This is a genomic window from Microbacterium sp. ZW3a (genome assembly GCF_057167165.1).
The window spans coordinates 2,023,461-2,050,391 of the sequence record NZ_CM169903.1 but is presented as its reverse complement, the minus strand read 5'-3'; the positions used below and the strand labels follow the sequence as shown (position 1 = coordinate 2,050,391).

Here is a 26,931-nt window from a genome sequence, read left to right as displayed (position 1 = left end):
GGGCCGTGATCATCCTCGCGGCGACCCCCATCGGCAACCTCGGAGATGCGTCGCGCCGCCTCGTCGAGGCCCTCGAGAACGCCACCGTCGTCGCCGCGGAAGACACCCGCACGACCCAGCGCCTTCTCGCCGGCCTCGGCGTGAGCAATCGGCCGCGGCTCCTCGCGCTGCACGACCACAACGAGAAGGAGCGCGCCGCCGAACTGGTGGAACTCGCTCGCGACGACGACCTCCTCGTGCTGAGCGACGCCGGCATGCCCACCGTCAGCGATCCCGGCTACGGCCTCGTCGCGGCGGCGGCCGCCGCGGGCGTCACCGTCACCGTCCTCCCCGGACCGAGTGCCGTCGTGACCGCGCTCGCCGTGGCCGGGCTCCCCACCGACCGGTTCGCGTTCGAGGGCTTCCCCCGCCGCAAGCCGGGTGAGCGCCGGCGGGCCTTCTCGGAGCTGGCGTCGGAAGAGCGGACCCTCGTCTTCTTCGAGTCGCCGTCGCGGCTGGCATCCACCCTCGACGACCTCGCCGCGACCTTCGGCGCCGACCGCCCCGCCGCGGTCTGCCGCGAGCTGACGAAGCTGCACGAGGAGGTGCGCCGCGGCACGCTCGCCGAACTCGCCGCCTGGGCGGCCGAGGGCGTGCGCGGCGAGATCGCGATCGTCGTCGGGGGAGCGACCGCGCGCGAGGTGGCGTTCCCGGATGCCGTGACCCAGGTGCTCGAACTCGTGCGCGGCGGCACACGGCTCAAAGAGGCGGCGGTCGAGGTGGCGTCGCTGACGGCCCACTCGTCGCGCGAGCTGTACCAGGCCGCGCTCGCGGTCAAGCGCTGACCCGTCACACGGCCGGGGCCCCCGGTGCGCCCCCGTAGAATCCTCAGGTGACTTCCGGCCGCTCCTTCTACATCACCACGCCGATCTACTACCCGAGCGACGTGCCCCACATCGGGCACGGCTACACGACCGTGGCGGTGGACGCCCTCGCGCGCTGGCACCGCCAGTCCGGCGACGACACGTGGATGCTGACGGGCACCGACGAGCACGGCCAGAAGATGATGCGCGCCGCCGCGGCGAACGGCCACACCCCGCAGGAGTGGGTCGACAAGCTCGTGGGCGAGTCGTGGTTCCCGCTGCTCACGACGCTCGACGTCGCCAACGACGACTTCATCCGCACGAGCCAGCCGCGGCACGAGGAGCGCGTGGCCAAGTTCGTGCAGGCACTGTACGACCGGGGCTACATCTACGCGGGCGAGTTCGAGGCGCTGTACTGCGTCGGCTGCGAGGAGTTCAAGACCGAGGCCGAGATCGTCGACGGCGAGGGCCCCTTCGAGGGGCTGAAGGTCTGCGCGATCCACTCCAAGCCGCTGGAGCTGCTGCAGGAGAAGAACTACTTCTTCAAGCTCAGCGAGTTCCAGGATCGGCTGCTGGAGCTGTACAAGACCGTCCCCGACTTCGTGCGCCCCGAGTCGGCGCGCAACGAGGTCGTCTCGTTCGTCAAGAACGGCCTGAAAGACCTGTCGATCTCGCGGTCGACGTTCGACTGGGGCATTCAGGTGCCGTGGGATGAGTCGCACGTCATCTACGTGTGGGTCGACGCCCTGCTCAACTACGCCACGGCCATCGGCTACGGCACCGATCCCGAGGAGTTCGCCCGGCGCTGGCCGGCGTACCATGTCGTCGGCAAAGACATCCTGCGCTTCCACGCGGTGATCTGGCCCGCGATGCTCATGGCGGCCGGCCTCGAGGTGCCCCGCGGCGTCTTCGCCCACGGCTGGTTGCTCGTCGGCGGCGAGAAGATGTCGAAGTCCAAGCTCACCGGTATCGCACCCACCGAGATCACCGACGTGTTCGGCTCCGACGCCTACCGGTTCTACTTCCTCTCCGCGATCGCGTTCGGCCAGGACGGCTCGTTCTCGTGGGAAGACCTCTCGGCCCGCTACCAGGCCGAACTCGCCAACGGCTTCGGCAACCTGGCATCCCGCACGATCGCGATGGTCCAGCGCTACTTCGAGGGCGTCGTGCCCCCGGCCGGGGAGGACACCGAGGCCGAGCTGCGCATTCAGCAGACGGTCGCGGATGCCACGGCGAACGCCGACGCGGCCATGGAGCGGTTCCGCATCGACGAGGCGATCGACGCGATCTGGACGATCGTCGATGCGCTCAACCTCTACATCACCGAGAACGAGCCGTGGGCCCTCGCCAAAGACGAGGCGCAGCGCGAGCGTCTCGGTACCGTGCTCTACACCGCCGCGGAGGGCCTGCGGGCGCTCGCCGTGCTGCTCTCGCCGGTCATGCCGATCGCGACCGAGAAGCTCTGGATCGCGCTCGGCGCCGCCGAGAGCATCGGGGGTCTCCACGATCAGCCCCTGCGCGAGGCCGGGGAGTGGGGCGTGCTGCGTCCGGGATCGTCGGTCAACGGACTGTCGCCGCTGTTCCCGCGCGTCGAGCAAGAGGCATGAGCACGCCCGTCGAGCGCCCGCGCGGCACGATCGAGGGCGGCGACCCCAGCCAGTACGTGCGCGAGCGCTCGGCCGACGGGCGTCGCGACGTGAGCTACCCGCCGGCCCCCGAGCCACTGGGCGTGCCGGTGTACGACAACCACTGCCACCTCGAGATCGAGGACGGCGAGACCGGGCTCTCGCTCGACGAGCAGCTGGAGCGCGCGGTCGCGGTGGGCGTTCACGGCGTCGTGCAGGCCGGAGGCGACGTCGACTCGTCGCGCTGGTCGGCCTGGGCCGCGGCAACGCACCCGCGCGTCCTTGCCGCCGTGGCGATCCACCCGAACGAGGCACCCGCGTACGAAGAGGCCGGCGAGCTGGATGCCGCCATCGCGGTGATCGACGAGCTCGCGGCCCAACCCCGGGTGCGGGCGATCGGCGAGACGGGCCTGGACTTCTTCCGGACCGACGCCGATGGCATCCCGGCCCAGATGCGCTCGTTCGAGGCGCACATCGGCCTGGCCACGAAGCACGGGATCGCGATGCAGATCCACGATCGCGACGCCCACGACGCTGTCCTCGAGACCCTCGCGCGCGTGGGGGCACCCGAGAAGACGGTGTTCCACTGCTTCTCCGGCGACGCCGACATGGCCCGCATCGCGGCCGACCGCGGGTACTACCTGTCGTTCGCGGGGAACGTCACGTTCAAGAACGCCCAGAATCTGCGCGATGCCCTCGCGGTGACGCCGCGCGAGCGCATCCTCGTCGAGACCGACGCCCCGTTCCTCACCCCCACGCCCTACCGCGGGCGGCCGAACGCGCCGTACCTCGTGCCGGTGACGCTGCGGTTCCTCGCGAGCGAGCTCGGCATGGATGCCGACGAGCTCGGCGCGCAGGTCGCGGCGAACACGCTCGAGGTCTACGGGGAGTTCTGACCCCTCGCGAGAACGACGAAGGCCGGCACCCCGCGGGATGCCGGCCTTCGCGCATTCGTCAGGCCTTCGCCTTGGGCTTCTTCACGAAGAGGGTCTCGGTCTGCTCGAGCTCCATGCCCTTGGTCTCGGGGATCTTCCACAGCACGAACACGAACGACAGCGCCGCGAAGAACGCGTAGCCGCCATAGGTGAGGGAAAGCGACCAGTCCGCGAGCTGCGGGAAGGTCCACGACACCAGGAAGTTCGCCAGCCACTGGGCCCCGGCGGCGACGCCGAGGGCCTTGCCGCGGATCCGGCTCGGGAAGATCTCGCCGAGGAGCACCCACACGAGCGGACCCCACGAGGCACCGAAGCCCACGACGAACAGGTTGGCGGCGACGAGGGCGACGGGACCCCACGCGCCGGGCAGCGAGACATCCTGCCCCGACCCCGTAGCGAACGAGAACGCCAGCGCCATCGTTCCGAGCGACAGCGCCATGAGCGCCGAACCCACCAGGAGCAGGGGCTTGCGACCCACGCGGTCGACGAGCCAGATGGCGATGAGCGTCACCAGGACGTTCGTGACCGAGGTGATCACGCCGATGAGCAGGGAGTTGCTCTCGTCGAACCCGACGGCGCGCCACAGGCTCGTGGAGTAATAGAAGATGACGTTGATACCGACGAACTGCTGGAACACCGACAGGATGATGCCGATCCACACGATCGGCTGAAGGCCGAGAGCGGGGCCCGCGAGCGAGGCGCTCTTGTTCTTTCGGTCGTTCTCGATGCCGTTCGTGAGCTCGTTGATCGTTTTTTCGAGGTCGGCGGGGGGAACGAGGCGGGCGAAGATCTCGCGTGCCTCGTCGGCGCGGCCACGGGCGAGGAGGAACCGGGGAGACTCCGGCATCGTGAAGGCCAGGAACCCGTAGACGGCCGCGGGAATGACCCCGATGAGGAACATCCAGCGCCACGCGTCGAGGCCCCACCACAGCACGTTGTCGGCGCTGCCACCGGCGGCCGCGACCAGAAGGGCGTTGCTCAGGAGCGCCGCGAAGATGCCGAGCGTGATCGCGAGCTGCTGCAGCGAGGCGAGGCTGCCGCGGATCTGCCGCGGAGCGACCTCGGCGATGTAGGCGGGGGCCACCACCGAGGCGATACCGATGCCGAGGCCGCCGATCACGCGCCAGACGATGAGATCGGGAACGCTGAAGGTCAGCGCGGACCCCACCGACGAGATGAGGAACAGCGCCGAGCCGACGATCATGACCTTCAGGCGCCCGTAGCGGTCGGAGAGCGCACCGGCGGCCACGGCGCCGATCGCGCAGCCGATGAGCGCGATCGCGACGACGAAGCCCGTGAGGAAGGGCTCCTTCGTGTAGTCCGTCTCGATCGAACGGACGGCGCCGTTGATGACCGACGAGTCGAAGCCGAAGAGGAACCCTCCCACCGCCGCGGCGATCGAGAGGACCACGGCGCGGCGTCCGTAGGGACTCCGCAGGGTAAAGGCGTTGGCGGGGATCGACTGCGTCTGGCTCACCCGCCCACGTTACTGCTGTCGGAGGTCGATCGGGCGGAGGCTGGATACAGTGGAACAATGCCCGTTTCGCTCCTCGGCGCTTCCGAGATCCGCCGGCTCGCCGCCGACCTCGACGTGACCCCGACCAAGAAGCTGGGCCAGAACTTCGTCGTGGACGCCAATACGGTGCGCAAGATCGTGCACGCCGCCGGGGTGTCGGCATCCGATCGGGTGGTCGAGATCGGCCCCGGTCTGGGCTCCCTGACGCTGGCGATCCTCGAGACCGGCGCGTCCGTCGTCGCGGTCGAGATCGATCACCGCCTCGCGGAGCGACTGCCGCACACGGCCGCAGCTCACGGTGTTCCCTCCGATCGTCTCGACGTGATCGACGCCGACGCGCTGCGCGTCACCGACCTGCCCGGGGAGCCGTCGGTGCTCGTCGCCAACCTTCCCTACAACGTCTCGGTGCCGGTCCTCCTGCACTTCCTCGAGACCTTCCCCTACCTGCAGCGCGGCGTGGTCATGGTGCAGGCCGAGGTGGGGGAGCGTCTGGCGGCTCCTCCGGGGTCGAAGGTGTACGGCGCTCCGAGTGTCAAGGCGGCGTGGTACGGCTCGTGGCGGCTCGCCGGCACCGTCTCGCGGCAGGTGTTCTGGCCGGTCCCCAACGTCGACAGCATCCTCGTCGGCTTCGAGCGGGATGCCGAGCCCCGCGGCAGCGAGGAGCACCGTCGCCGCACCTTCGAGATCGTGGATGCCGCCTTCCAGCAGCGCCGCAAGATGCTGCGCCAAGCGCTGGCCGGGGTGCTGGGCGGCTCGGCCGCGGCCGCCTCGGCGGCGATGGAACGGGCCGGTGTCGACCCGACGTTGCGCGGAGAGCAACTCTCGGTCGAGGACTACGCCCGCATCGCCGCGCTCTGACACGCGCCCTGCCGCGAGGTCGGCGCGGGGCGATTTCCCGACGTGTTCATCACGCGTTCCGGAAACATGTCTGTAACATTTCAGCCCAACCGGGAGCATCACGCCGGGCAGAGGTCGTATCCGACGACCCGAAGGGAACGAGATGCGCTACGCCGAATATCCGCGTGCTGAACGCGTGCTACTGCACCTCAGCGACACCCACCTGCGAGCCGGCGGTGCGCCGCTGTACGACCGGGTGAACTCCGAGGCGTACCTCGCGCAGGCGATCGCGGCGATCGAAGCGTCCGGCGTCCGCCCGGACGGGCTCATCTTCACCGGCGACCTCGCGGACTTCGGTGAGGGAGATGCGTACGAGCGCGTCCGCGCGCTCGTCGAACCGGCCGCCGAGCGCCTCGGCGCCCCGGTCATCTGGGTCATGGGCAACCACGACGACCGTGCGACGTTCCGCTCGCACCTGCTCCCCGCCGACCACGGAGACCCGACCGCTCCGGTCGACCGGGTGGACGAACTCAACGGTCTGCGTGTCGTGACGCTGGACACATCGGTTCCGGGGCAGCACCACGGCGAGGTCACCGCCGCCCAGCGCGAGTGGCTCGCCGACGTGCTGTCGGTCCCCGCCCCGCTCGGGACGATCCTGGCCATGCATCACCCGCCGGTGCCGAGCGTCCTCGATCTCGCCGCGACCGTCGAACTGCGCGAGCAGCGCGTGCTCGCCGACGTGCTGCGCGGGAGCGATGTGCGCGCGATCCTCGCGGGCCACCTCCACTACTCCACGTTCGCCACCTTCGCCGGCATCCCCGTGTCGGTGGCCTCTGCGACCTGCTACACGCAGGACCTCATGGTGCCCGTCGGGGGAACGCGACCGCAGGACGGGGCGCAGGGGTTCAACCTCGTGCACGTCTACGACGAGACGATCGTGCACTCGGTCGTTCCCGTCGGTGCCGCGGAGGTGCTGCAGTACGTCGACGCCGCCGAATCGCAGGAACGCCTGCGCTCGGCGGGCATCGCCGTGCCGACGAACCGCGGTCTCAGCGGGCGGGTGTCGCCGCCGCCGACGCCGTCGCCGATCCTGCGTTGACCGCCGTCTTCTCCCACGGGGCCGCGATCGGGAAGTAGCGCTCGAGGCACGCCCGTAGCGCGGGTACGCGCACCTCTTCGGGGATCTCGGGGACGCTGCCGTCGTTCAGGCAGAACATGTCGGTGTCGCGGCGCGAGACCAGGCGCTCCATGCGGCGCAGCGAGTCCAGCTGCGTCGTCTGCACGTAGCGGGTGCGCGGCTCACCCGTGACGACCGCGCGACCGGTGGCCAGGGCGTAGTAGTGGTAGAGGCTGTTGGTGACCGAGATATCGGTCGCCGACCGGAAGCGACTCCCCGCGGTGCGGGCGTAATCGTCGGCGAACTCGCGCTCGAGCTCGTATGCGACGGAACGGCGCAGCGGCGTGGCGCAGTGCTCGAGGTCGAGCGTGATCACGCGGCCGAACCGCTCCTTCAGGAGCGCCCGGTTCACGCGCAGGCCGTTGTCGTGCCCCGACCGGTCGGTGTGAGCCGGCCCGCTGCCGATGCGGATGCCGCTCTCGACGAACCGGCTGATGCCGGCCCCGCTGAAGAACAGCTCGGGCGTGACCGGGCGACCGAAGAACATGTCGTCGTTGCTGTAGAGGAAGTGCTCCGCCAGCCCCGGGATCCGGTGCAACTGGGCCTCGACGGCGTGCGAGTTGTGCGTGGGGAGCACGGACGGGTCGGCGAAGAACTCCTCGCTGCGCACGATCGTGACTTTGGGGTGGTCGGCGAGCCACTCGGGCGTGGGGGAGTCGGTGGCGATGAAAATGCGCCGCACCCACGGGGCGTACATGTGCACGCTGCGCAGGGCGTAGCGCAGCTCGTCGACCTGGCGGTAGCGCGCGGCGTTGTCATCGCCGTCGCCGACGACGTACCCCTTCATACGGGCCGCGCGCTGGCGCTGGAAGTCGCTGGAGGAGCCGTCGACCCACGAGAAGACCATGTCGACGTCGGCGGTGAACTCGTTCGGGTGCGGGTCGAACATGCCCGACACCGTGCGCCAGCGGCGCCCGTACCGCTCGATCTCGACGAGATCGAGGTCTGCCACGGCGAAGCGGCGCCGCGTCAGAGCGCTCGGGCGCGGAGCCTCGATCGTCTGCGCGCCGAAGCGCCACAGTTCCAGGCGCGGGGCTAAAGCCGCGCCGTAGCGGTACGACCCCTCGGTCGACGTGCGGGGGCGGAAGACGGCGTAGGCCTCGACGGCGTTCCGGTGCGGGACGACGCTGTGCGCGGGAACGGGGTCCTCGCCGCGCGCCTTGAGATAGACGGGTCCGAGGTCGGGGTCGCGCAGCGCTGCGAGAGCGGCATCCGCGTGGGCGGTATCGACGACGAGCTTGGGGCGACGGTTGGCGTCGCGCACGAGCAGGACGGAAACGCCCGCGGCCTCGATCGCCGCCGCCACGGTGAGCAGGTCGTCGCGTTCGGCGTCGGCCGGGGTCGAGTCGTCGTCAATGACGTGCAGGATGCCGTCGACCATGCGGATATCAGATCGGGAGAGGAGCGCGCGCCAGGGATCGGTCTCGAAAGAAAGGGGGACCATCGATCGCATATTGCCTCCTCGGGGGTGATAAGGACGGTTCGCTACACCGTAGGTACGCGGCGTTACGGTCGCGTTTCGGCGACGGCGCCGGACGGCGGGGAACGGGGCGCTACTGTCGAAGAGTGACTGAGTGTGCCCGTTCCGGCCCGGCCGTCGTCGACCCGCCTCTCGCGGGCCGGACGCCTTCGGGCCGACGTTCCAGTTTCGCACACGCGGCGACGGTGCGGGTCCACGGCCGACGGGTCGGGCAATGACCCCCCGCGATCCCGCGGCCGTGCGGGTGCGGGCGCCGGGCAAGATCAACGTCTTCCTCGAGGTCGGCGACGTGCAGGACGACGGCTACCACGAGGTGGCCACGGCCTATCAGGCCGTCTCGCTGTACGAGGAGATCACCGCGACGGCGGCCGACGAGATCACGATCGAGGTCACCGGCACCGCCGCCGTCGACATCGACGGTGTTCCCACCGACGAGCGCAACCTCGCCGTGCGCGCGGCCCGTCTGCTGGCCCGCACGGCGGGGATCGACCGCGGAGTGCATCTGGCCGTCCGCAAGGCCGTGCCCGTGGCGGGCGGCATGGGCGGCGGATCCGCCGACGCCGCGGCGGCGCTCGTGGCGTGCGACGCTCTCTGGGGGATCGGGATGCCGACCCCCGACCTCGCGCGTCTGGCGGCGCAGCTGGGGGCGGACGTGCCCTTCGCGCTCCTCGGCGGGACGGCCGTCGGGACGGGCCGGGGAGACGAACTGAGCCCGGCCCTCGCTTCCGGTCGCTTCGACTGGGTGCTCGTGCCCAACGAGCTCGGGTTGTCGACACCGGTGGTGTACGGCGAACTCGACGCGCATCGTGAGCGTCACTCGGGTGACATCGGACCCGCGCCCCGCGTTCCGGCCGTCGATCGGGGCGTCCTGCACGCGCTGCGGCAGGGCGACGCCGCCATGCTGGCCTCGACCGTCCGCAACGATCTTCAGGCGCCCGCGCTGCACCTGCGACCGGACCTGGCGCGCGTCCTCGAGCGAGGAGAGCGATCGGGAGCTCTGACCGGTCTCGTCTCGGGATCCGGTCCCACCCTCGCCTTCCTCGCGGCCGACGAGGCGTCGGCGATCGATCTGCAGGTGACGCTGAGCGCCTCGGGGCTGCATGCCCTTCACGTCCACGGCCCGGTGGCCGGGGCGCGGCTGGTCTGAGGGGGTCGCACCATAGCCGAGGTCGTCACACGCGGCAATCTGCCGTTTCGTGTCGGACGCCCTCGCTAGCCTCGACAAAACGGCTCGCACCGGCGAGCCTTGTGCCCGTACGCGGTCACGAAAGGGGAGTTCCCATGAAGGCAGTACTCGACGGCGTCACGATCGCCGAAGCCGATCGCGACGATCTGGTCTCCATCGAAGGCAACTGGTACTTCCCGCCGAGCGCGGTACGCGAGGGAGCTCTTTCGACGAGCCCCACCGCCTACACGTGCCCCTGGAAGGGGGCGGCCCAGTACTGGAACATCTCCCTCGAGGGCGCGGAGCTCCCCGACGGCGCATGGTCTTACCCCGACCTGCGCCCGGGGGCGATCGACCGCGTCGGCACCGACTTCGCCGGATACCTCGCCTTCGACCGCAAGGTCGTGGTCTCCGACTGACCTCGGACACGCGCATGATCGAGTTCTCGGCCGTATCCAAGGTCTTCCCCGGCGGCACCACCGCCGTCGACGATTTCAGTCTCGTCATCCCCTCCCGGAAGACGACGGTCTTCGTGGGGTCCTCCGGGTGTGGCAAGACGACACTCCTCCGCATGATCAACCGCATGGTGGAGCCCTCGTCGGGCTCGATCACGATCGACGGCGACGACATCGGTTCCCGCTCGCCGGTCGCGCTGCGGCGCAGCATCGGTTACGTCATGCAGAACTCCGGCCTGCTTCCGCACTTCACGGTGGCAGAGAACATCGCCACGGTGCCGGTCCTGCAGGGCGAGAACCGCAAGAAGGCGCGCACGCGGGCGCTCGAGCTCATGGAGACGGTCGGCCTCGACACCGCGATGGCCGACCGGTATCCCAGCCAGCTCTCGGGCGGTCAGCAGCAGCGCGTCGGCGTTGCTCGAGGCTTGGCCGCCGACCCGAACATCCTGCTGATGGACGAGCCGTTCGGTGCCGTCGATCCGATCGTGCGCGATGAGCTGCAGCAAGAGCTCATCCGGCTGCAGAGCGACATCGGCAAGACCATCGTCTTCGTCACCCACGACATCGACGAGGCGTTCCTGCTCGGCGATCAGGTCGTGCTGCTCGAGAAGGGGGCTCGCGTCGCCCAGGTCGGTGCGCCGAGCGAGATCATCGAGAATCCGGCGAACGACTTCGTCGAGAGCTTCATCGGCGCCGTGAAGGGCAAGCGCGCGCTGCACCTGAAGCAGACCCCGCGGGGCACGGTCGTCGTCGACGCCGACGGCCGCACGCAGGGCTCTCTGGTGGAGGAGCCCCGCCCGTGACTTGGGTGTGGAACAACCTCGACCTCATCGGGGAGCTGACGCTGGTGCATCTGCGTCAGAGCCTCATCGCGCTGGTCGTCGGCTTCCTGCTGAGCATTCCGCTCGGGTGGGTGGCGTGGCGCTACCAACTGGTGCGTAGCGGGGTGATCACGATCACCGGTCTGCTCTACACGATCCCGTCGCTCGCGCTGCTCATCCTCGTCCCGGTGATCACGGGCTGGTACAGCATCGTCAGCGAGCAGAACCTCATCGTGGCGCTGGCGATCTACGCCGTCGCGATCCTCGTGCGGGCCGTCGCCGACGGACTGGACTCGGTCGATGCCGGCGTGCGCCAGGCGTCCACCGCGGTGGGCTACGGGTCGTTCCGCCGTTTCTGGGCCGTGGAGTTCCCTCTGGCCGGACCCGTGGTCCTCGCGGGGCTGCGCGTGGCCTCCTCCAGCACGATCGCCCTGGCCACGGTCGGCATCCTGGTCGGCATCCAGAACATCGGCTACCTGTTCACCAATGGTCTGCAGCGCCGCATCATCCCCGAGGTTTTCGCGGGCGTGGTCGCGGTCGTCGTGCTCGCGCTCGTGATCGACCTGCTGCTGGTGATCGCCGGGCGACTCCTCATGCCGTGGACACGTCGGGTGAAGACCCCGTCGCGTCGCTCGGCCCGCGAGGAGGTGACCGCATGAACCTCCTCGGCGAAGCCATCGCCTGGATCTTCTCGGGCGATTCCGGTCAGTTCGACTCCATCCCGGTCGCGATCGGCGTGCAGCTGCTCTACACCGCGATCTCGGTGCTCATCGCGGGCGCGATCGCCGTTCCCCTGGGCTGGTACATCGGGCACACCGGCAAGGGCCGCGAAGCGGCCGTCGCGATCTCGGGGGCCGCGCGAGCGATCCCCTCGTTCGGTCTGCTCATTCTGCTGACGCTGCTCCTCGGCGTGCTCCACAAGCCCGAAGCTGCGGTGATCTCGTTCGTGGTGCTCGCGATCCCGTCGCTGCTCGCGGGCGCGTACACCGGGTTCGAGGCCATCGACCGTCGCGTGCTCGACGCCGGGCGCTCCATGGGCATGACCGAGCGTCAGATTTTGTGGCGCATCGAGGTGCCCCTCGGGCTCCCCCTGCTGGTCGGCGGAATCCGGGCGGCGACGCTGCAGGTGCTGGCGACGGTCACCATCGCCGCGTACATCGGTCTCGGCGGCCTCGGGCAGTACATCATCGCGGCGATCCCGCTGCGCAGGTTCGACATTCTCATCGGTGGCGCCATCCTCGTCGCCGTGCTCGCGCTCGTCCTCGACGGGCTGTTCGCGCTCCTCCAGCACCTCGTCGTGCCCCGGGGCATCCGCGCCGCCGGCGCTGCGTCGCCCCGCACCCGCTCGGTGCGCGAACGCCGCGCGGAAGCCCTCGCGGTCGGCGCTCCCGCCGTCTCGGGCGCATCCGGCTCGGCCACCTGACTCACCCGACGTCCCATCACCAGAAAGAGGAACCCATGTTCACAGCACGAACTCGCAAGGGTCTCGGCGTTTTCGCCGGACTCGCGGTCGCCTCGCTCGCCCTCGCCGGTTGCGGCGCATCGAGCGATCCCCTGAGCAACGGCGACGGAGAGGTCTCGTCCGACGAGATCGTCGTCGGCTCGCAGGCGTACTTCTCGAACGAGATCATCGCCGAGATCTACGCCCAGGCCCTCGAGAACTCCGGGCTCACGGTCACGCGCCAGTTCCAGATCGGTCAGCGCGACGCGTACATCCCGTTACTCGAAGACGGCACCGTCACTGTCTTCCCCGAGTACAGCGGCAACCTGCTGCAGTTCTTCGACGAGGAGACCACCGCGCGCACGTCCGACGAGGTCTACGCCGCGCTCCCCGACGCCCTCCCCGAGGGCCTCGAGGTGCTCGACCAGTCGTCGGCGACCGACCAGGACTCGTACACCGTGACCGCCGCGTTCGCCGAGGCCAACGGTCTGACGAGCATCGCCGACCTGGCGAACGTCGCCACGCCGCTGACGCTGGGCGGCAACGCCGAGCTCGCCGAGCGTCCCTACGGCCCCACGGGTCTGCAGGAGACGTACGGCGTGAACGTCCAGTTCACGCCCACCGGTGAGACCACCGTCGACGACCTCATCGCGGGCACGATCAACATCGCGAACGTCTACACCGCCGACCCGCGCATCCAGACCGACGACCTCGTGACGCTGGACGACCCCGAGGGCCTCTTCCTCGCCTCGAACGTCGTCCCGGTCGTGAACTCGAGCGTCGCGTCGCAGGTCTCCGACATCCTCAACAAGGTCAGCGCCGCCCTCACCCCCGAGGGTCTGGTCGAGCTCAACGTGAAGTCCACCGTCGACCAGGAGTCGACCCCCGACATCGCGAAGGAGTGGCTCGCGGCCAACGGCCTCTGAGCACACGTCACCCCAGCGGGGCCGTCCGGGAGACCGGGCGGCCCCGCTGTACGCGCGGGAGCACGCTCACGCCGCGTAGCCTGGGACGGATATGGCACATCTGCTCGGGGGCGAAGCCCTCCACCTGGAATACCCGACCAAGGTCGTTTTCGATTCCGTCTCGCTGGGCGTGAACGAGGGCGATCGGATCGGCATCGTCGGTCGCAACGGCGATGGCAAGTCGAGCCTGCTCGGCATGCTCGCGGGGCGTCGCGAGCCCGATGGCGGGCGCGTCACGGTGCGCGGGGGAGTGACGGTCGGCGTCCTCGATCAGCAGGACACCCTCGACGATGACGACACGATCGGGCACGCGGTCGTCGGTGATCGCGCCGAGCACGAGTGGGCCGGCGACGCGCGCACGCGCGACGTCATCGCGGGGCTCCTGGGCGACCTGCCGTGGGATGCCCGGCTGGGCGACCTCTCCGGCGGACAGCGCCGCCGCGTCGCCCTCGCGCGGCTGCTCTCCGGCGACTGGGACGTGCTGTTCCTCGACGAGCCCACCAACCACCTCGACGTCGAGGCGATCACCTGGCTCGCCGGGCACCTGAAGCGTCGCTGGTCGCCGTCGGCCGGGGGACTCCTGGTCGTGACGCACGACCGGTGGTTCCTCGACGAGATCTGCACCGTCACGTGGGAGGTGCACGACCGCCTCGTCGAGCCCTTCGAGGGCGGGTACGCCGCGTACATCCTCCAGCGCGTCGAGCGGGACCGTCAGGCCGCGACGATCGAACAGCGCCGGCAGAACCTCGCGCGCAAAGAACTCGCGTGGTTGCGCCGCGGCGCGCCGGCCCGCACCTCGAAGCCGAAGTTCCGTATCGACGCGGCGAACGAGCTGATCGCCGACGTGCCCGAGATCCGCGACCGCGTGGCCCTGCAGTCCCTCGCCGTCTCGCGCCTCGGCAAAGACGTCGTCGACCTCCTCGACACCGGCGTCGTCTACGGCGACCACACCGTGCTGCGCGACGTCGAGTGGCGGATCGCACCGGGGGAGCGCACCGGCATCCTGGGCGTGAACGGCGCCGGAAAGTCGACTCTCCTCGGCCTCATCTCGGGCACCGTCGAGCCGACGACCGGTCGCGTCAAGCGAGGGAAGACCGTCAAGGTCGCGACCCTCACGCAGCGTCTCGACGAGCTCGAGCAGCACATGAACGACCCGGTCCGGGTGGTGATCGCCGGGCTGCGCACCACCTACACGTTCGGGGCGGGGTCGAAGTCACAGGAACTCACTCCCGGGCAGCTCCTGGAGCGTCTCGGATTCTCGAGCGCACAGCTGTCGACCCCGGTGAAGGACCTCTCGGGCGGGCAGAAGCGTCGCCTCCAGCTGCTGCTGATCCTGCTGGACCAGCCGAACGTCCTGATCCTCGACGAGCCGACGAACGACCTCGACACCGACATGCTCGCGGCGATGGAAGACCTGCTCGACTCCTGGTCGGGCACGCTCATCGTCGTCTCGCACGACCGGTACTTTCTCGAGCGCGTCACCGACCAGCAGTTCGCGATCCTCGACGCCAAGCTCCGTCACCTCCCCGGCGGTGTCGACGAGTACCTGCGCCTCCGGGCGCTTCAGGATGCCGAGCCCTCCCGCTCCGCCGACGCCCCGGCTGCGGCGACCCCGGGCTTGCAGGGCGCCGATCTCCGTGCCGCGCAGAAAGAGGCGTCGGCGGCCGAGCGCAAGATCGAGAAGCTGCAGGGACAGATCGACGCCGCCCGGGCAGCGCTGGCCGACCACGACCAGTCGGACTACGTCGGTCTCGGTGAGAAGATGCAGCGCATCACCGAGTGGGAGGCCGAGCGTGACGAACTCGAGATGCGGTGGTTCGAGCTGACGGAGTCCATCGGCTGACGCCCGGGGTGCGGCGTCAGTGGAAGCCGTACTCGAGGATCACGATGAACAGGCCCAGCATCGCCGTGGCGACGGCGCCGATGATCCGCGTCAGCAACCGCGCTCGGCGGCTCTGGAACGCGTGGTACCCGAGGATCGCGAGCACGATGAACGTGGCGAGCATGCAGTAGTCGACCGCGTCGGAGATCGTCGCGCCGCTGAGGTCGGCGATCACGAGCACGAGGATCGACGGGATCGAGGCGTACAGCATTCCGGCGCCGTGCCGCACGGCGTTTCGCGTGGCCGCGCGCAAGCCGTGTTCGGAATGCTCGGTGAGCGTATGCGCGAAGACGTGGGCGATGAAGAACACGATGAGGCTCGCCACCGAGGTGGCGAGCATGTCCTCCATGCTCTCGGCGTGGTCTTCGGCGATCGTCACGAACGCCGTGAACACGATGAGGCCGTAGATCGCCGCGGGCGAGCGGAAGCGCACGTCGAACCACGCCAAGATCCGCCGCCACGTCGACGTCGGTGCCGCGGGGGCGCTCATGCGTCGAACCCCAGGCTGAGCTTGCGGAGCAGCGTCGCCAGGCGCTCGCGGTCGCCGCGGGAGATGGCCTCCAGGAGAAGGGCCTCGGCGTCGACGAGGCGGGTGATCGCGGCATCCACGCGGACGCGTCCGTCTTCGGTCAGGGTCACCAGGATGCTCCGTCCGTCGCCGGGGTCGGATTCGCGTCGGACGAACCGGCGGGCGACGAGCCGGTCGATGCGATTGGTCATCGTGCCGCTGGAGACCAGCGTCTGCTGGAGCAGCTGCTTGGGGCTGAGCTGGTACGGCTCACCGGCGCGTCGCAGCGCCGAGAGGACGTCCCACTCCCACGACTCGATATCGCTGCGTCGGAACGCTTCTTTGCGGGCGATATCGAGATGGCGGGAGAGGCGCGCGACGCGCGAGAGCACTTCCAGGGGCGAGAAGTCGAGGTCGGGACGCTGGCGCACCCACGCCTCGACGATGCGATCCACTTCGTCGCTGTCCCGGCTCACGGATTCATTATGTCGAGAACGCCCCCGGCTCGCCGTCTGGCAGACTTGACCAGCGCCCCTGGCGCGGTCCGCCGTGGTGTAACGGCAGCACGACAGCCTTTGGAGCTGTTAGGTCTAGGTTCGAATCCTGGCGGCGGAGCATGACATCACCGACCGAGTTGGCCGTCGTCGTCCTCGCTGCGGGTCAGGGAACGCGGATGCGCTCGCGCACCCCCAAGGTTCTGCACCGCGTGGGCGGGCGCCCCCTCGTGGGGCACGTTCTCGACACCGCGGCATCCCTCGACCCGACCCGCATCGTGGTGGTCGTGCGCCACGAGCGGGAGCGCGTGGCCGAGACGGTCGCCGAGCTCGCCCCGGGCGTGGTCGTCGTCGACCAGGACGAGATCCCCGGCACGGGCCGCGCGGTCGAGGCGGCCCTCGGGGCCCTCGACGGGTTCGAGGGCGATGTGCTCGTGCTCAGCGCCGACGTTCCGCTTCTGGAGTCCCACACGCTCGTCGAGCTCGTGCAGACCCATCGCACCGGGGGAACGGCCGTCACCCTCCTCAGCGCCCACGTGGACGACCCCCGGGGGTATGGCCGGATCATCCGCGACGAAATCGACGGCGTGCAGCGCATCGTCGAGCAGAAAGATGCCACGGCCGACGAGGCCGCCGTCACCGAGATCAACGTCGGCGTCTACGTCTTCCAGGCGGCGCCGCTGCGCGACCAGCTGGCGCGCGTGGGTACCGCGAACGCCCAGGGCGAGAAGTACCTGACCGACGTGGTCGGGCTCTTGCGCGACGCGCGCCTGGGGGTGGCGGCATCCCCCACGTCCGACGCCGCCGCGGCCCTGGGCGTCAACGACCGCGTGCAGCTGTCGGAGGCCGGGCGCACCCTCAATGCCCGCACGGTCCGCCGGTGGCAGCTCGAGGGCGTCACCGTGGTCGACCCGGCCACGACGTGGATCGACGTCACGGCCACCCTCGCGCCCGACGTCACGATCCTGCCCAACACGCACGTGCTCGGCGCGACCGTCGTCGCCGCGGGCGCCACGATCGGTCCCGACACGAGCCTCGTCGACTGCGAGGTCGGAGAAGACTCCACGATCACCCGCACCGACGCCACTCTGGCCGTCGTCGCTGCCGGCGCCACCGTCGGGCCCTTCGCCTACCTGCGCGCCAACGCGCGGGTCGGGGTGAGGGGCAAGGTCGGCACGTTCGTGGAGGTGAAGAACTCCTCGATCGGCGAGGGCAGCAAGGTGCCGCACCTGTCGTACATCGGCGACACCGAGATCGGCCGCAACGTGAACCTCGGGGCTGGCGCGATCACCGCGAATTACGACGACCTCGCCAAGCACCGCACCGTCATCGGCGACGAGGTGCACAGCGGCTCGCACAACGTCTTCGTCGCGCCGGTTACGATTGGGGATGGCGCGAAGACCGGTGCCGGCGCGGTCATTCGCAAAGATGTCCCGGCCGGGGCTCTGGCACTCAGCGTTGCACCCCAGCGGAACATCGAGGGGTGGGTCGAGAAGAATCGACCGGGCACCGGAGCGGCGGACGTCGCCGCGCGGGCCCGGGCTGAACAGGAAGCGCGCGATGGCTCGTAAGAAGAACAGGGTTGATCTCGACCGCGACAACGGCATCGCCCCCGGGCTCGTCGCCAAGACCAAGAAGCGGTTGGTCGTCGCGTCCGGGCGCTCGCACCCCGAGCTGGCTGTCGAGGTGGCGCATCACCTGGGCACCGAGCTCGCTCCCACCGAGCACCGCACGTTCGCCTCGGGTGAGATCTACACGCGCTTCGAGGTGTCGATCCGTGGCTGCGACGTGTTCGTCGTGCAGTCGTTCGGCCCGCCGGTCAACGAGTGGCTCATGGAGCTGCTCATCATGCTCGATGCGCTCAAGCGCGCCTCGGCCAAGCGCATCACCGTCGTCGCGCCGTACTACCCGTACTCGCGTCAAGACAAGAAGGGCCGCGGTCGCGAGCCCATCAGCGCGCGTCTCGTGGCCGATCTCCTCAAAACGGCGGGTGCCGACCGCATCATGAGCGTCGACCTGCACGCGGCACAGATCCAGGGCTTCTTCGACGGACCCGTCGACCACCTGTTCGCCAAGCCCGTTCTGCTCGAGCACTTCCAGCAGGGTCTCACCGGCGAGGACCGCGAGACGCTCACGGTCGTCTCTCCCGACATGGGTCGCGTGCGCGTGGCCGACACGTGGTCCGACAGCCTCGGTGCTCCGCTGGCGATCATCCACAAGCGTCGCGACCCGAAGGTCGCCAACCAGGTTTCGGTGCACGAGATCGTCGGTGACGTCCACGGCCGCACGTGTCTGCTCGTCGACGACATGATCGACACCGGCGGCACGATCCAGAAGGCGGCTCAGGCGCTCAAGGCCAGCGGCGCGCGCAAGGTCATCGTCGCCGCGACCCACGCGATCTTCAGCGACCCGGCGAGCGAGCGTCTGCAGGATGCCGCGATCGACGAGGTCGTGGTCACCGACACCGTTCCGCTGCCCCCGGAGCGCCGCTTCCCGGGGCTGACGGTGTTGCCGATCGCCCCGCTCCTCGCGCGCGCGATCCACGAGGTCTTCGAAGACGGCTCCGTCACGAGCATGTTCGGCGGAGACGCCTGACGCGCTGGGCGTTTTCATAGGATCTCCGCTGAACCCCCGGTTCCCCGAGGCCGTGTCTCTACCGTGAGTACGACCGCGCCGCGAGGCACGACCGAAGGAGGACCCTCATGATCCGCACCACCGCCGTACCCCGCCCCGCCCGACTGGGCGCTGCCCTCGTGGGCGTCGCCGGGATCGTCACCCTCGCCGGTTGCGCCGGCGGGGCGACCGACGCCGCGGCTCCGGCCGAGTCGGCCGCCGCGCCCGCGGCGTCGTCGGCCCCCGCCGCGAGCGCGGCTGCGGGGGGCTCGACGACCGCCGGCGCCTACGCCGACGGCACGTACGAGGCGACGGGGCAGTACGCGACGCCCGAGAGCGTCGAGACCGTCGACGTCACCCTGACGATCGCCGGTGACACCGTCACCGATGTCACCGTCACCGGAGATCCGCAGGCCGCCGAGTCGCGGCGGTACCAGGGCGAGTTCATCGGGGGAATCTCCGACGAGGTCGTGGGCAAGAAGCTCGACGAGATCTCGGTCAGCAAGGTGGCGGGTTCGTCGCTGACCAGCGGTGGCTTCATGAAGGCCGTCGACGCGATCAAGGCTGAGGCGCAGGCCTGAGCCGATGAGCGCTCCGGCCGCGACGGGTTCCGCGTGGACCTTCGAGGCGATCGGCACGTCGTGGGCGATCGAGACGGCGCATCCGCTGTCCCCGATCGCCCGCGAAGCCGTGACGGCGGTCATCGCGGACTTCGACCGTGAGTGGTCGCGGTTCCGCGACGACTCCCCGGTGTCGATGCTTGCCGCGGGGACCGTGGCATCCATCGACGCCCCCGCCGACACGGATGCCATGCTCTCGCTCTACGACGAGCTCGACGCGGCGACCGCGGGAGCCGTGAATCCGCTCGTCGGTGACGGCCTCGCCCGGCTGGGGTACGACGCCCGCCTGTCGCTCACGCCGCGGGGAGCGGCAACCCCGGCGCCGTCGTGGCGCGACACCGTGACCTGGGGGAGCGGCACCCTGTCGGTGGCGACGCCCGCGATGATCGACGTCGGCGCGCTCGGCAAGGGGCGTCTGGTCGACCTCGTGCTGGACGCCCTCGGCGCGCACGGGGTCGGCGATGTCGTCGTCGACGGGTCGGGCGACCTCGCCGTGCGCGGCGCGCCCGTGCGCGTCGGGCTGGAGCATCCGTACGACCCGACCCGCGCGATCGGCGTCGTGACCGTGCGTGACCAAGCGCTGTGCGCCTCGGCGATCACCCGCCGCGCGTGGGGCGAGGGGCTGCATCACGTGCTCGATGCGCGCACCGGCGCGCCCGTGCGCGCGTACGCGGCGACGTGGGCGATCAGCGACACCGCCATGCGGGCCGATGCGCTCGCCACGGCCCTGTTCTTCGACGGCGGGCCCGAGCTCGCCGCCTCCTGGCACGCGCACTGGGTGCGCATGCGCACCGACGGCCGCGTGGAGTGGTCGCCCGGATTCGACGGAGAGGTGTTCTCATGACCGCGATGCTCACGGCGGGTTCGACCCGCGTGCTCGCCCTGCGGGCTGGCGTTTCGATGGGCGGAGAGGTGTTCTCATGACCGCGATGCTCACGGCGGGTTCGACCCGCGTGCTCGCCCTGCGGGCTGGCGTTTCGACGGGCGGAGAGGTGTTCTCATGAGTGTGAGCGCAATGCTCACCGCGGGCTCGGCCCGCGTGCTCGCCCTGCTCGGCCGGGTCTCGATGTACCGCCTCGTCTTGGCGTCGCTGGGGCTGCTGACGGTGATCGCCCTCGCGCTGTCGTTCGCGGGTCTCGTGGGCCCCGACCCGCTCGAGATCGCCGTGAGCGCGGTGGTGCTCGCGGCCGCGTGCGCCCTCACCGACCTCCTCGCGCAGAGCGTGCTCCGGATGCCACGCCGCCTCGAGTCCTCGCTCATCACCGCCGCGATCCTGCTGTTCGTGCTGCGCCCGACGCTGGAGCCGCTGGGCCTCGCGGGCCTCGTGCTGGCGGGGGTCGTGGCATCCCTGTCGAAATACCTGCTGGCCTGGCGCGGGCGCCACATCTTCAACCCCGCCGCCACGGGGGCGAGCGTGCTGACGATCGTGAGCATCTGGGCGCCCGACCTCGGATCCTCCGCGTGGTGGGTGGGAACGCCCCTGCTGGCCGCCCCGGTGCTCGTTCTCGGGGTGCTTCTGCTGCTGCGTACCGACAAGCTCCCGATCGTCGCGGTCTTCTGGGTCGTGGCCATGACGGTGGCGTTCGTCCGCACGACGGTGCAGTTCCAGGCCGTCGGCTTCCCGGTGGATGTGCCGGCGGTGCTGCTGCAGGTGGCGTTCTCGTCGCCTTTCCTGTTCCTCGGCGCCTTCCTGCTGTCGGAACCCTTGACGCTTCCGCCCCGGCGTCGCCAGCAGTTCGCGGTCGCGGTGCTGGTCGGCGTGCTCGCGGGCTGGCCCATCGCGCTCGGCGGCATCACGCTCGGCCAGGAGCGGGCGCTGCTGATCGGCAACCTGCTGGCGTTCCTGTTCTGCCTCCGCGCCGCGGTGCGCCTGCGCCTCGAGGGGCGCCGCGACCTCACCCCCACGGTGCGCGAACTGACCTTCCGTGCCGCCCGGCCGTTCGCCTTCTCGCCGGGGCAGTACCTCGAGCTCGACGTCCCGCACCGACGCCCCGATTCCCGCGGCACGCGCCGCGAGTTCTCGATCGCGTCGGCGCCGGAGGACCTCCCGCTCGTGCGCATCGCGTTCAAGGACGGCTCGCAGTCCTCGTACAAGCGGGCACTGGCCGCGGTGGAGCCGGGAGCGACGCTCGCGGTCACCGGCGTGTGGGGCGATTTCGTGCTCCCTCCGCGTCCGACCGCGCCGGTGCTGCTGGTGGCGGCGGGGATCGGCGTGACGCCGTTCGTCTCGCAGCTGCGGCATCTCGCGGCCACCGGCCAGGCCCGCGACGTCGTGCTGGTCTACGTCGTCTCGGAGGCGAGTGAGCTGGCTTTCCGCGACGACATCGTCGCCAGCGGCATCCCCGTGGTGGTCTTCTCGCGCGACGAACCGCGGGATCTCCCCGCGGGGTGGGTGTGGGCAGGTCCTGACCGGGTGGATGCCGAGCGTCTCCTGCGGGCAGTGCCCGACATCGCCCAGCGGGCGGCGTACGTGTCGGGGCCGCCCCGACTGATCTCGGCGCTCGCGCCCGCCCTCGCCACGGCGAGATCGCTCACGACGGACGCGTTCGCGGGGTACTGAGCCCCGGGCGTGCTGTCGAACGCGGGTGGCGGCTCGGCGGCAACCCCGCAAGAGTGGGGGCATGAGCGCCGGATTCTTCCCCGCCGATCCTCCGGACAACGGCGAGAACCCCTTCGACCAGCGCACAGAGCGCACGCCCTCGTTCGAACCGCCCCGCGACGAACTGCCCACCCTGCTGGCGATATCGGAGGTCATCGGTCGCGGAGACGATGTGGTCATCGCCCTGGTGGGCGCGCGCGTGTTCTCCGACGGGGTCGAGCTCCTCGTCGACCGCTCGCTTCGGCGCGGGGCGAAGGATGCGCGGCAGTGGCAGCGGGCGCAGATGGACTTCTCGGGACACGGGGGCCCGCTTCTGCGCGAGCCCGATCGCCTGCGGTGGGGGCTCGTCCTGGGCAACGGTGAACGCCTTCTCCTCGAGGAGGGCTTCGGCGGCCCGGGGGAGGGCGACGGACACACCGTTCGGATGAGCGGAAGCGGCGGTGGGGGCGGCGGTGACTCCTTCACCATGCGCGACGGTCTGTGGCTCTGGCCCCTCCCGCCCGAGGGGCCGCTCGAGCTCGTCCTGCAGTGGCCCGCGTTCGGCGTGGCGGAATCGCGGGTGATCCTCGACGGCGGACAGATCGCTTCTCTCGCGGCCTCCGTCCGTCCGCTGTGGGAGTGAGGCCGCGAACGAGGGGAGCGGTGTCGTGGCCGCCGGCTCAGGCGGGATCGCGCGGCTTCGCCGGTAGCCGCACCTCGAACGTCGTGTCGCCGGGAACGCTGCGCACCGAGATCGTGCCGTGGTGCGCCTCGACGATCGCTCGGGCGATCGACAGGCCCAGGCCCGTGCCGCCGGTCTTGCGGTCGCGGGAGCGATCCGCGCGCGCGAATCGTTCGAACAGCTGCGGCGCCACGGACGGGTCGATGCCCGGTCCGTCGTCGTGTACGCGCAGCACGGCGTCGTCGCCCTCGCGGGTCACCGACACCGTGACTTCGCTCCCCGCCGGGGTGTGCGTGCGGGCGTTGGCGAGCAGGTTCGCGACGACCTGGTTCAGCCGCGCGGCATCGCCGGCGAGTTCCACCGGCTCGTCGTCGACGTCGATCGACCACGCGTGGTCGGGTCCGGCGGGACGGGCGTCGCCGACGGCCTCCACGGCCAGCCGCGTCAGGTCGACCGTGCCGTAGACGAGTTCTTGCCCCTCGTCGAGACGGGCCAGCAGAAGCAGGTCTTCGACCAGCGTGGTCATGCGGAGCGATTGCGCCTGGATCCGCTCGAGGGATTGCTCCGTGGTCTCGACGGCCATCGCGGTGCGCTGGCGGCTTTCGTCGTCCTGCGCCTGCCGCATCGCGCGGAGCGACAGCTCGGAGAACCCCCGGATGGAGGCCAACGGCGTGCGCAGTTCATGACTGGCATCCGCCACGAACCTCCGCATGAGCTCTTCATTGCGTTGGCGGGCTGCGAGCGAGGCGTCGACCTTGTCGAGGAGCGTATTCAGCGCCGCGCCGACCTGACCGATCTCGGTGTGCTCGTCGACCTGCTCGGACGGAACACGTTCGTCGATGGAGACATCGCCCTGGTCCATACGGATGGATGCCACCCGGGTGGCGGTCTCGGCGACGGCGCGCAGCGGGCGGAGACCGACGCGGATGACGATCGCGATGATGACGGCGAGGAGGAACAGGCCGCCGGCGGTCACGAGCCCGACCGTGGTGAGGATCGCGCCGATCGTCGCGGTGACCTGGCTCAACGGCAGACCGAGCACCGCCACCGTGCCGGCCTGGTTCCCCGACACGCCGACGCGGTAGTCGCCGAGCCCGGGAAGGTCGATCGTGTCGGACGTGGCCTCGGAGAGCCCGGTCGCGATCGCGTCCCGGATCTCGTTGACCTGTGCTTCGTCGAGGGAACGCACCGACCGTCCGTCGACGTACGCACCGGTGTCTCCCGTCAGCGGGGTGCGCAGGACCAGCACGGTCCCGTCGGGGAAGGGCCCGCCGGTCAGCACATCGCTCGCCGTGCTCGACGGTCCGACCGCCACGTTGGCCATGGCCTGGGAGACCTGCGCGTTGAGATTGGTCTGCAGGACGCTCGCGATGATCGCCCCGGTGGAGACGGCGATCATCACGAGGATGAAGGCCACCATCCCGATGACCGCGGCCATCAGCCGCGATTGCAGCGACCAGCGGTGCGGTGCCCGGCGGGTCGTCACTGCGGGGCTTTGATCATGTAACCCACGCCGCGGACGGTGTGGATGAGCGGCTCGTGCCCGACGTCGATCTTCTTGCGCAGGTACGAGATGTACAGCTCCACGACGCTGGAACGGCCGCCGAAGTCGTAGTTCCACACGCGGTCGAGGATCTGTGCCTTCGAGACCACGCGACGCTGGTTGCGCATGAGGAAGCGAAGGAGCTCGAACTCGGTCGCGGTGAGCTCGATCTCGGTTCCGGCGCGCACGACCTCGTGGCTGTCTTCGTTGAGCGAGAGGTCACCCACCCGCAGGATGGGCTCGGAGTCGCGCGTGAGTGCCGTTCCCGAACGGCGCAGGAGACCGCGTAGCCGAGCGACGACTTCTTCGAGGCTGAAGGGCTTCGTGACGTAGTCGTCGCCGCCGGCGGTGAGTCCCGCCACGCGGTCGGCGACGGCGTCTTTCGCCGTGAGGAAGAGGACGGGCACGTCGTTGCCCGAGTGGCGCAGCCGCTGCAGCACCGCCATGCCGTCGAGGTCGGGCATCATGATGTCGAGCACCATGGCATCCGGTTCGAACTCCCGTGCGGCCTGGAGGGCTTCGAACCCCGACCCGGCGGCGCGCACCTCCCACCCCTCCATGCGCAGCGCCATCGACAGCAGGTCGGTGAGCATCTGCTCATCGTCGACCACGAGGATGCGCAGGGCGCTGCCGTCGGGGCGCGTGAAGGCGGGGGAGGGGTCGGTCGTGGTCATAGCTCCCATTGTGCGCGGGAATCTATGAGCTTTCTATGGCAGGTGCTATGCGCTCGCTGTGAAGCCGACGGTGACGTCGGGCGACCACGACGATGGCGACGCCGAGCGCCGCACCGGCGGTATTCGCGACGATGTCGCGCGCGTCGGACACACGGGTGGGCAGGAGCAGCAGTTGCGTGAGTTCGATCGCCACACTGACGAGCGCCCCGCCCAGGATGCCGTGCCACCCGCGCGCGCCCCAGGCCATCGCGAGCACTCCGAGGGGGACGAACAGAACGACGTTGGCCGAGAACTCCACCAGATCGAAGGTGATCCACGCGGTGAGGGGAGACGACGAGAGCACCCCGAGAAGCCACTCCAGGAGGCCTCCCGCTTCCGGGCTGTACGGCTCGGGCCGCAGCGTCATCCACCACAGGCCCGCGGCATACGACGCCGAAGCGGCGACGAGCAGTGCCCGTCGCCGCTTCGTCTGGGTTGGGCTCAGTGCGTGTCCTCGGCCTCGATCTCGGTGCGGTCGCCCGACCAGAGGGTGTGGAACGTCCCCTCCTTGTCGATGCGACGGTAGGTGTGCGCACCGAAGAAGTCGCGCTGCCCCTGGATGAGGGCGGCGGGCAGGCGCTCGGCGCGCAGGCCGTCGTAGTACGCCAGCGACGAGCTGAAGGCGGGGGCGGGGATGCCACTGGCCGCCGACAGCGAGACGATGTGGCGCCACGCGTCCTGCGCGCGGCCGAGGGCCTCGACGAAGTACGGCGCGGTCAGAAGCACGGGCAGTTCGGCCTCGGCGTCGTAGGCCTCGGCGATGCGGTTGAGGAACTGGGCGCGGATGATGCACCCGCCGCGCCAGATCTTCGACACGGCGCCGAGGTCGATCTCCCAGCCGTACTGGGCGGCGCCGGCACGGATCTCGTCGAAGCCCTGCGAGTACGCGACGATTTTCGAGGCGTACAGAGCCAGACGCACCTGCTCGATGAACGCGTCGGCGTCCTCGCCCGCGAGCACGTCGGTGCCGGACGGGCCGGGGAGTTCGCGCGACACCGAGCGCTGCTCGGGGTGGCTCGACAGCGACCGGGCGAACGTGGCCTCGGCAATGCCCGACACGGGCACGCCCAGGTCGAGCGCGGTCTGCACGGTCCAGGCACCCGTGCCCTTGGCGCCCGCCTGGTCGAGGATGACGTCGACGAGGGGGGTGCCGGTCTCGGCATCCGTCTGGCGCAGCACCTCGGCGGTGATCTCGATGAGGTACGACTCCAGCTCGCCGCGGTTCCACTCGGCGAAGACGTCGGCGATCTCGGCGGGGGTCTTGCCCGTGGCGCGGCGGATGAGGTCGTAGGCCTCAGCGATGAGCTGCATGTCGGCGTACTCGATGCCGTTGTGCACCATCTTCACGAAGTGGCCGGCGCCGTCGTGCCCGACGTGGGTGACGCACGGCTCGCCCTCGGCGACCGCGGCGATCGAGCGCAGGATCGGGCCGAGCGTCTGCCACGACTCGTCGGAGCCGCCGGGCATGAGGGAGGGGCCGAGGAGCGCGCCCTCTTCGCCGCCCGAGACACCCATGCCGACGTAGTTGATGCCGGTCTCGCGCACGGCCTTCTCGCGGCGGATCGTGTCGCTGAACAGCGCGTTGCCGCCGTCGACGATGATGTCGCCGGGCTCGAACACCTTCACGAGCTCGTCGATGACGAAGTCGGTCGCCCGCCCGGCCTTAACCATGATGATCGCGGTGCGCGGCTTCGACAGCGACGCGGCGAAGTCGGCGTAGGAGTACGAGGGGACGAAGCCGGCCTCGGGGTGGGCGCTGACCAGGTGCTCGGTCTTGTCGGCGCTGCGGTTGAACACTGCGACGGTGTTGCCCTCGCGACTGGCGAGGTTGCGCGCGAGGTTCGAACCCATGACGGCGAGTCCCACCACACCGATGTTCGCGCTCGCGTCGCCCGAGCCCTCGGGGCGGGAGTCGGCGTCGGCGGTGGGGCGCTCGACCTCTTCGGGGGCGGGGGCGCCCTCGTGGTGCGAAGCGGCCTCGTGCGGCGCCTGGTCCTGGTCGGTCGAGGTTCCGGTCGGGGAGGGGGTCGAGGACATGC

Annotated in this window: 26 protein-coding genes and 1 tRNA gene; 19 read left to right on the top strand and 8 right to left on the bottom strand. The window is 70.1% G+C overall.

The window, feature by feature from the left end:
• Positions 1–5 precede the first annotated feature (5 nt).
• From rsmI to ACU6WY_RS09680, 3 genes are read left to right on the top strand one after another with little or no spacing between them, the layout of a single operon-like run.
• Positions 6–824, top strand: coding sequence for a 16S rRNA (cytidine(1402)-2'-O)-methyltransferase (rsmI, locus tag ACU6WY_RS09690; protein ID WP_483819454.1), 819 nt, complete (start codon positions 6–8; stop codon positions 822–824).
• Between the two features lie 47 nt (positions 825–871).
• Entirely contained in the window at positions 872–2,449 is a 1,578-nt protein-coding gene (metG, locus tag ACU6WY_RS09685; protein ID WP_483819453.1) for a methionine--tRNA ligase, read from the top strand.
• Positions 2,446–3,363 carry a TatD family hydrolase gene (locus ACU6WY_RS09680; protein ID WP_483819452.1) on the top strand — a complete coding sequence of 306 codons (918 nt, stop codon included), beginning with the start codon at positions 2,446–2,448 and terminating at the stop codon, positions 3,361–3,363. The genes metG and ACU6WY_RS09680 overlap by 4 nt, the downstream gene beginning before the upstream one ends.
• A gap of 58 nt (positions 3,364–3,421) precedes the next feature.
• Here ACU6WY_RS09680 and ACU6WY_RS09675 read toward each other — a convergent pair whose 3' ends face one another.
• Positions 3,422–4,879 carry a sugar porter family MFS transporter gene (locus tag ACU6WY_RS09675; protein WP_483819451.1) on the bottom strand — a complete coding sequence of 486 codons (1,458 nt, stop codon included), beginning with the start codon at positions 4,877–4,879 and terminating at the stop codon, positions 3,422–3,424.
• A 57-nt stretch (positions 4,880–4,936) separates the two neighbouring features.
• Between ACU6WY_RS09675 and rsmA the strand changes: the two genes are divergently transcribed.
• Together rsmA and ACU6WY_RS09665 are read left to right on the top strand one after the other, a co-directional pair.
• A complete protein-coding gene (gene rsmA / locus ACU6WY_RS09670; protein WP_483819450.1) occupies positions 4,937–5,776 on the top strand; it encodes a 16S rRNA (adenine(1518)-N(6)/adenine(1519)-N(6))-dimethyltransferase RsmA in 840 nt (279 codons plus the stop codon).
• Between the two features lie 142 nt (positions 5,777–5,918).
• Entirely contained in the window at positions 5,919–6,854 is a 936-nt protein-coding gene (locus ACU6WY_RS09665) for a phosphodiesterase (protein ID WP_483819449.1), read from the top strand.
• On the opposite strand, the gene ACU6WY_RS09660 is transcribed toward ACU6WY_RS09665, so the two are convergent.
• Positions 6,805–8,385, bottom strand: a complete 1,581-nt coding sequence (locus ACU6WY_RS09660; RefSeq protein WP_483819448.1) for a stealth conserved region 3 domain-containing protein — start codon at positions 8,383–8,385, stop codon at positions 6,805–6,807. The genes ACU6WY_RS09665 and ACU6WY_RS09660 overlap by 50 nt on opposite strands.
• Before the next feature lie 241 nt (positions 8,386–8,626).
• Between ACU6WY_RS09660 and ACU6WY_RS09655 the strand changes: the two genes are divergently transcribed.
• The 7 genes from ACU6WY_RS09655 to ACU6WY_RS09625 all read left to right on the top strand — a co-directional run bounded on the left by ACU6WY_RS09655 (position 8,627) and on the right by ACU6WY_RS09625 (position 15,102).
• Positions 8,627–9,559 carry a 4-(cytidine 5'-diphospho)-2-C-methyl-D-erythritol kinase gene (locus ACU6WY_RS09655; RefSeq protein WP_483819447.1) on the top strand — a complete coding sequence of 311 codons (933 nt, stop codon included), beginning with the start codon at positions 8,627–8,629 and terminating at the stop codon, positions 9,557–9,559.
• Positions 9,560–9,693: 134 nt separating this feature from the next.
• A complete protein-coding gene (locus ACU6WY_RS09650) occupies positions 9,694–9,996 on the top strand; it encodes a DUF427 domain-containing protein (RefSeq protein WP_483819446.1) in 303 nt (100 codons plus the stop codon).
• 14 nt (positions 9,997–10,010) lie between these two features.
• Positions 10,011–10,835, top strand: a complete 825-nt coding sequence (locus ACU6WY_RS09645) for an ABC transporter ATP-binding protein (protein ID WP_483819445.1) — start codon at positions 10,011–10,013, stop codon at positions 10,833–10,835.
• Positions 10,832–11,512, top strand: coding sequence for an ABC transporter permease (locus ACU6WY_RS09640; RefSeq protein WP_483819444.1), 681 nt, complete (start codon positions 10,832–10,834; stop codon positions 11,510–11,512). Before ACU6WY_RS09645 ends, ACU6WY_RS09640 begins: the two co-directional genes overlap by 4 nt.
• On the top strand, positions 11,509–12,276 hold the full coding sequence (locus tag ACU6WY_RS09635; RefSeq protein WP_483819443.1) for an ABC transporter permease: 768 nt from the start codon (positions 11,509–11,511) through the stop codon (positions 12,274–12,276). The genes ACU6WY_RS09640 and ACU6WY_RS09635 overlap by 4 nt, the downstream gene beginning before the upstream one ends.
• 35 nt (positions 12,277–12,311) lie before the next feature.
• Positions 12,312–13,220 (top strand): ABC transporter substrate-binding protein, encoded by a 909-nt coding sequence (locus ACU6WY_RS09630; protein ID WP_483819442.1) that lies wholly within the window; start codon positions 12,312–12,314, stop codon positions 13,218–13,220.
• Positions 13,221–13,311: 91 nt separating this feature from the next.
• A complete protein-coding gene (locus ACU6WY_RS09625) occupies positions 13,312–15,102 on the top strand; it encodes an ABC-F family ATP-binding cassette domain-containing protein (protein ID WP_483819441.1) in 1,791 nt (596 codons plus the stop codon).
• A gap of 16 nt (positions 15,103–15,118) precedes the next feature.
• Here the strand turns inward: ACU6WY_RS09625 and ACU6WY_RS09620 are convergent, their stop codons facing one another.
• Together ACU6WY_RS09620 and ACU6WY_RS09615 are read right to left on the bottom strand one after the other, a co-directional pair.
• Positions 15,119–15,631, bottom strand: coding sequence for a hypothetical protein (locus ACU6WY_RS09620; RefSeq protein ID WP_483819440.1), 513 nt, complete (start codon positions 15,629–15,631; stop codon positions 15,119–15,121).
• The gene (locus tag ACU6WY_RS09615; RefSeq protein ID WP_483819439.1) at positions 15,628–16,125 is read right to left on the bottom strand and encodes a MarR family winged helix-turn-helix transcriptional regulator; all 498 of its coding nucleotides are present in this window, start codon (positions 16,123–16,125) and stop codon (positions 15,628–15,630) included. Before ACU6WY_RS09615 ends, ACU6WY_RS09620 begins: the two co-directional genes overlap by 4 nt.
• 67 nt (positions 16,126–16,192) lie before the next feature.
• On the opposite strand from ACU6WY_RS09615, the gene ACU6WY_RS09610 reads away from it, so the two are divergent.
• The 7 genes from ACU6WY_RS09610 to ACU6WY_RS09580 all read left to right on the top strand — a co-directional run bounded on the left by ACU6WY_RS09610 (position 16,193) and on the right by ACU6WY_RS09580 (position 22,597).
• Positions 16,193–16,264: transfer RNA gene (locus ACU6WY_RS09610), tRNA-Gln, on the top strand.
• 1 nt (position 16,265) lies between these two features.
• A complete protein-coding gene (gene glmU, locus ACU6WY_RS09605; RefSeq protein ID WP_483819438.1) occupies positions 16,266–17,714 on the top strand; it encodes a bifunctional UDP-N-acetylglucosamine diphosphorylase/glucosamine-1-phosphate N-acetyltransferase GlmU in 1,449 nt (482 codons plus the stop codon).
• Entirely contained in the window at positions 17,704–18,738 is a 1,035-nt protein-coding gene (locus ACU6WY_RS09600; protein ID WP_483819437.1) for a ribose-phosphate diphosphokinase, read from the top strand. The genes glmU and ACU6WY_RS09600 overlap by 11 nt, the downstream gene beginning before the upstream one ends.
• A gap of 107 nt (positions 18,739–18,845) precedes the next feature.
• Positions 18,846–19,337, top strand: a complete 492-nt coding sequence (locus tag ACU6WY_RS09595; protein WP_483819436.1) for an FMN-binding protein — start codon at positions 18,846–18,848, stop codon at positions 19,335–19,337.
• Between the two features lie 4 nt (positions 19,338–19,341).
• Positions 19,342–20,220: an FAD:protein FMN transferase gene (locus ACU6WY_RS09590; protein ID WP_483819435.1), complete on the top strand. Its 879-nt coding sequence runs from the start codon at positions 19,342–19,344 to the stop codon at positions 20,218–20,220.
• Positions 20,221–20,376: 156 nt separating this feature from the next.
• Complete coding sequence (locus ACU6WY_RS09585; protein WP_483819434.1) at positions 20,377–21,936, top strand: FAD-dependent oxidoreductase; 1,560 nt, start codon at positions 20,377–20,379, stop codon at positions 21,934–21,936.
• A gap of 61 nt (positions 21,937–21,997) precedes the next feature.
• Entirely contained in the window at positions 21,998–22,597 is a 600-nt protein-coding gene (locus ACU6WY_RS09580) for a hypothetical protein (RefSeq protein ID WP_483819433.1), read from the top strand.
• 37 nt (positions 22,598–22,634) lie between these two features.
• On the opposite strand, the gene ACU6WY_RS09575 is transcribed toward ACU6WY_RS09580, so the two are convergent.
• The 4 genes from ACU6WY_RS09575 to gndA form a co-directional block, all read right to left on the bottom strand.
• A complete protein-coding gene (locus tag ACU6WY_RS09575) occupies positions 22,635–24,056 on the bottom strand; it encodes a sensor histidine kinase (RefSeq protein WP_483821895.1) in 1,422 nt (473 codons plus the stop codon).
• A 62-nt stretch (positions 24,057–24,118) separates the two neighbouring features.
• Positions 24,119–24,853 (bottom strand): response regulator transcription factor, encoded by a 735-nt coding sequence (locus tag ACU6WY_RS09570; protein WP_483819432.1) that lies wholly within the window; start codon positions 24,851–24,853, stop codon positions 24,119–24,121.
• Positions 24,854–24,875: 22 nt separating this feature from the next.
• Positions 24,876–25,259, bottom strand: a complete 384-nt coding sequence (locus ACU6WY_RS09565) for a VanZ family protein (protein WP_483819431.1) — start codon at positions 25,257–25,259, stop codon at positions 24,876–24,878.
• 74 nt (positions 25,260–25,333) lie between these two features.
• Positions 25,334–26,929 carry an NADP-dependent phosphogluconate dehydrogenase gene (gndA, locus tag ACU6WY_RS09560; protein WP_483819430.1) on the bottom strand — a complete coding sequence of 532 codons (1,596 nt, stop codon included), beginning with the start codon at positions 26,927–26,929 and terminating at the stop codon, positions 25,334–25,336.
• Between the last annotated feature and the right edge of the window lie 2 nt (positions 26,930–26,931).

What these genes read in the sequence shown, in the direction of transcription:
- ACU6WY_RS09680 (WP_483819452.1), top strand. Translation starts at nt 2,446, where the DNA reads ATGAGCACGCCCGTCGAGCGCCCGCGCGGCACGATCGAGGGCGGCGAC.
- rsmA (WP_483819450.1), top strand. Translation starts at nt 4,937, where the DNA reads ATGCCCGTTTCGCTCCTCGGCGCTTCCGAGATCCGCCGGCTCGCCGCC.
- ACU6WY_RS09665 (WP_483819449.1), top strand. Translation starts at nt 5,919, where the DNA reads ATGCGCTACGCCGAATATCCGCGTGCTGAACGCGTGCTACTGCACCTC.
- ACU6WY_RS09660 (WP_483819448.1), bottom strand. Translation starts at nt 8,385, where the DNA reads ATGCGATCGATGGTCCCCCTTTCTTTCGAGACCGATCCCTGGCGCGCG.
- ACU6WY_RS09655 (WP_483819447.1), top strand. Translation starts at nt 8,627, where the DNA reads ATGACCCCCCGCGATCCCGCGGCCGTGCGGGTGCGGGCGCCGGGCAAG.
- ACU6WY_RS09650 (WP_483819446.1), top strand. Translation starts at nt 9,694, where the DNA reads ATGAAGGCAGTACTCGACGGCGTCACGATCGCCGAAGCCGATCGCGAC.
- ACU6WY_RS09645 (WP_483819445.1), top strand. Translation starts at nt 10,011, where the DNA reads ATGATCGAGTTCTCGGCCGTATCCAAGGTCTTCCCCGGCGGCACCACC.
- ACU6WY_RS09635 (WP_483819443.1), top strand. Translation starts at nt 11,509, where the DNA reads ATGAACCTCCTCGGCGAAGCCATCGCCTGGATCTTCTCGGGCGATTCC.
- ACU6WY_RS09630 (WP_483819442.1), top strand. Translation starts at nt 12,312, where the DNA reads ATGTTCACAGCACGAACTCGCAAGGGTCTCGGCGTTTTCGCCGGACTC.
- ACU6WY_RS09625 (WP_483819441.1), top strand. Translation starts at nt 13,312, where the DNA reads ATGGCACATCTGCTCGGGGGCGAAGCCCTCCACCTGGAATACCCGACC.
- ACU6WY_RS09620 (WP_483819440.1), bottom strand. Translation starts at nt 15,631, where the DNA reads ATGAGCGCCCCCGCGGCACCGACGTCGACGTGGCGGCGGATCTTGGCG.
- glmU (WP_483819438.1), top strand. Translation starts at nt 16,266, where the DNA reads ATGACATCACCGACCGAGTTGGCCGTCGTCGTCCTCGCTGCGGGTCAG.
- ACU6WY_RS09600 (WP_483819437.1), top strand. Translation starts at nt 17,704, where the DNA reads ATGGCTCGTAAGAAGAACAGGGTTGATCTCGACCGCGACAACGGCATC.
- ACU6WY_RS09595 (WP_483819436.1), top strand. Translation starts at nt 18,846, where the DNA reads ATGATCCGCACCACCGCCGTACCCCGCCCCGCCCGACTGGGCGCTGCC.
- ACU6WY_RS09590 (WP_483819435.1), top strand. Translation starts at nt 19,342, where the DNA reads ATGAGCGCTCCGGCCGCGACGGGTTCCGCGTGGACCTTCGAGGCGATC.
- ACU6WY_RS09585 (WP_483819434.1), top strand. Translation starts at nt 20,377, where the DNA reads ATGAGTGTGAGCGCAATGCTCACCGCGGGCTCGGCCCGCGTGCTCGCC.
- ACU6WY_RS09580 (WP_483819433.1), top strand. Translation starts at nt 21,998, where the DNA reads ATGAGCGCCGGATTCTTCCCCGCCGATCCTCCGGACAACGGCGAGAAC.
- ACU6WY_RS09575 (WP_483821895.1), bottom strand. Translation starts at nt 24,056, where the DNA reads ATGGTGGCCTTCATCCTCGTGATGATCGCCGTCTCCACCGGGGCGATC.
- ACU6WY_RS09570 (WP_483819432.1), bottom strand. Translation starts at nt 24,853, where the DNA reads ATGACCACGACCGACCCCTCCCCCGCCTTCACGCGCCCCGACGGCAGC.
- ACU6WY_RS09565 (WP_483819431.1), bottom strand. Translation starts at nt 25,259, where the DNA reads ATGACGCTGCGGCCCGAGCCGTACAGCCCGGAAGCGGGAGGCCTCCTG.
- gndA (WP_483819430.1), bottom strand. Translation starts at nt 26,929, where the DNA reads ATGTCCTCGACCCCCTCCCCGACCGGAACCTCGACCGACCAGGACCAG.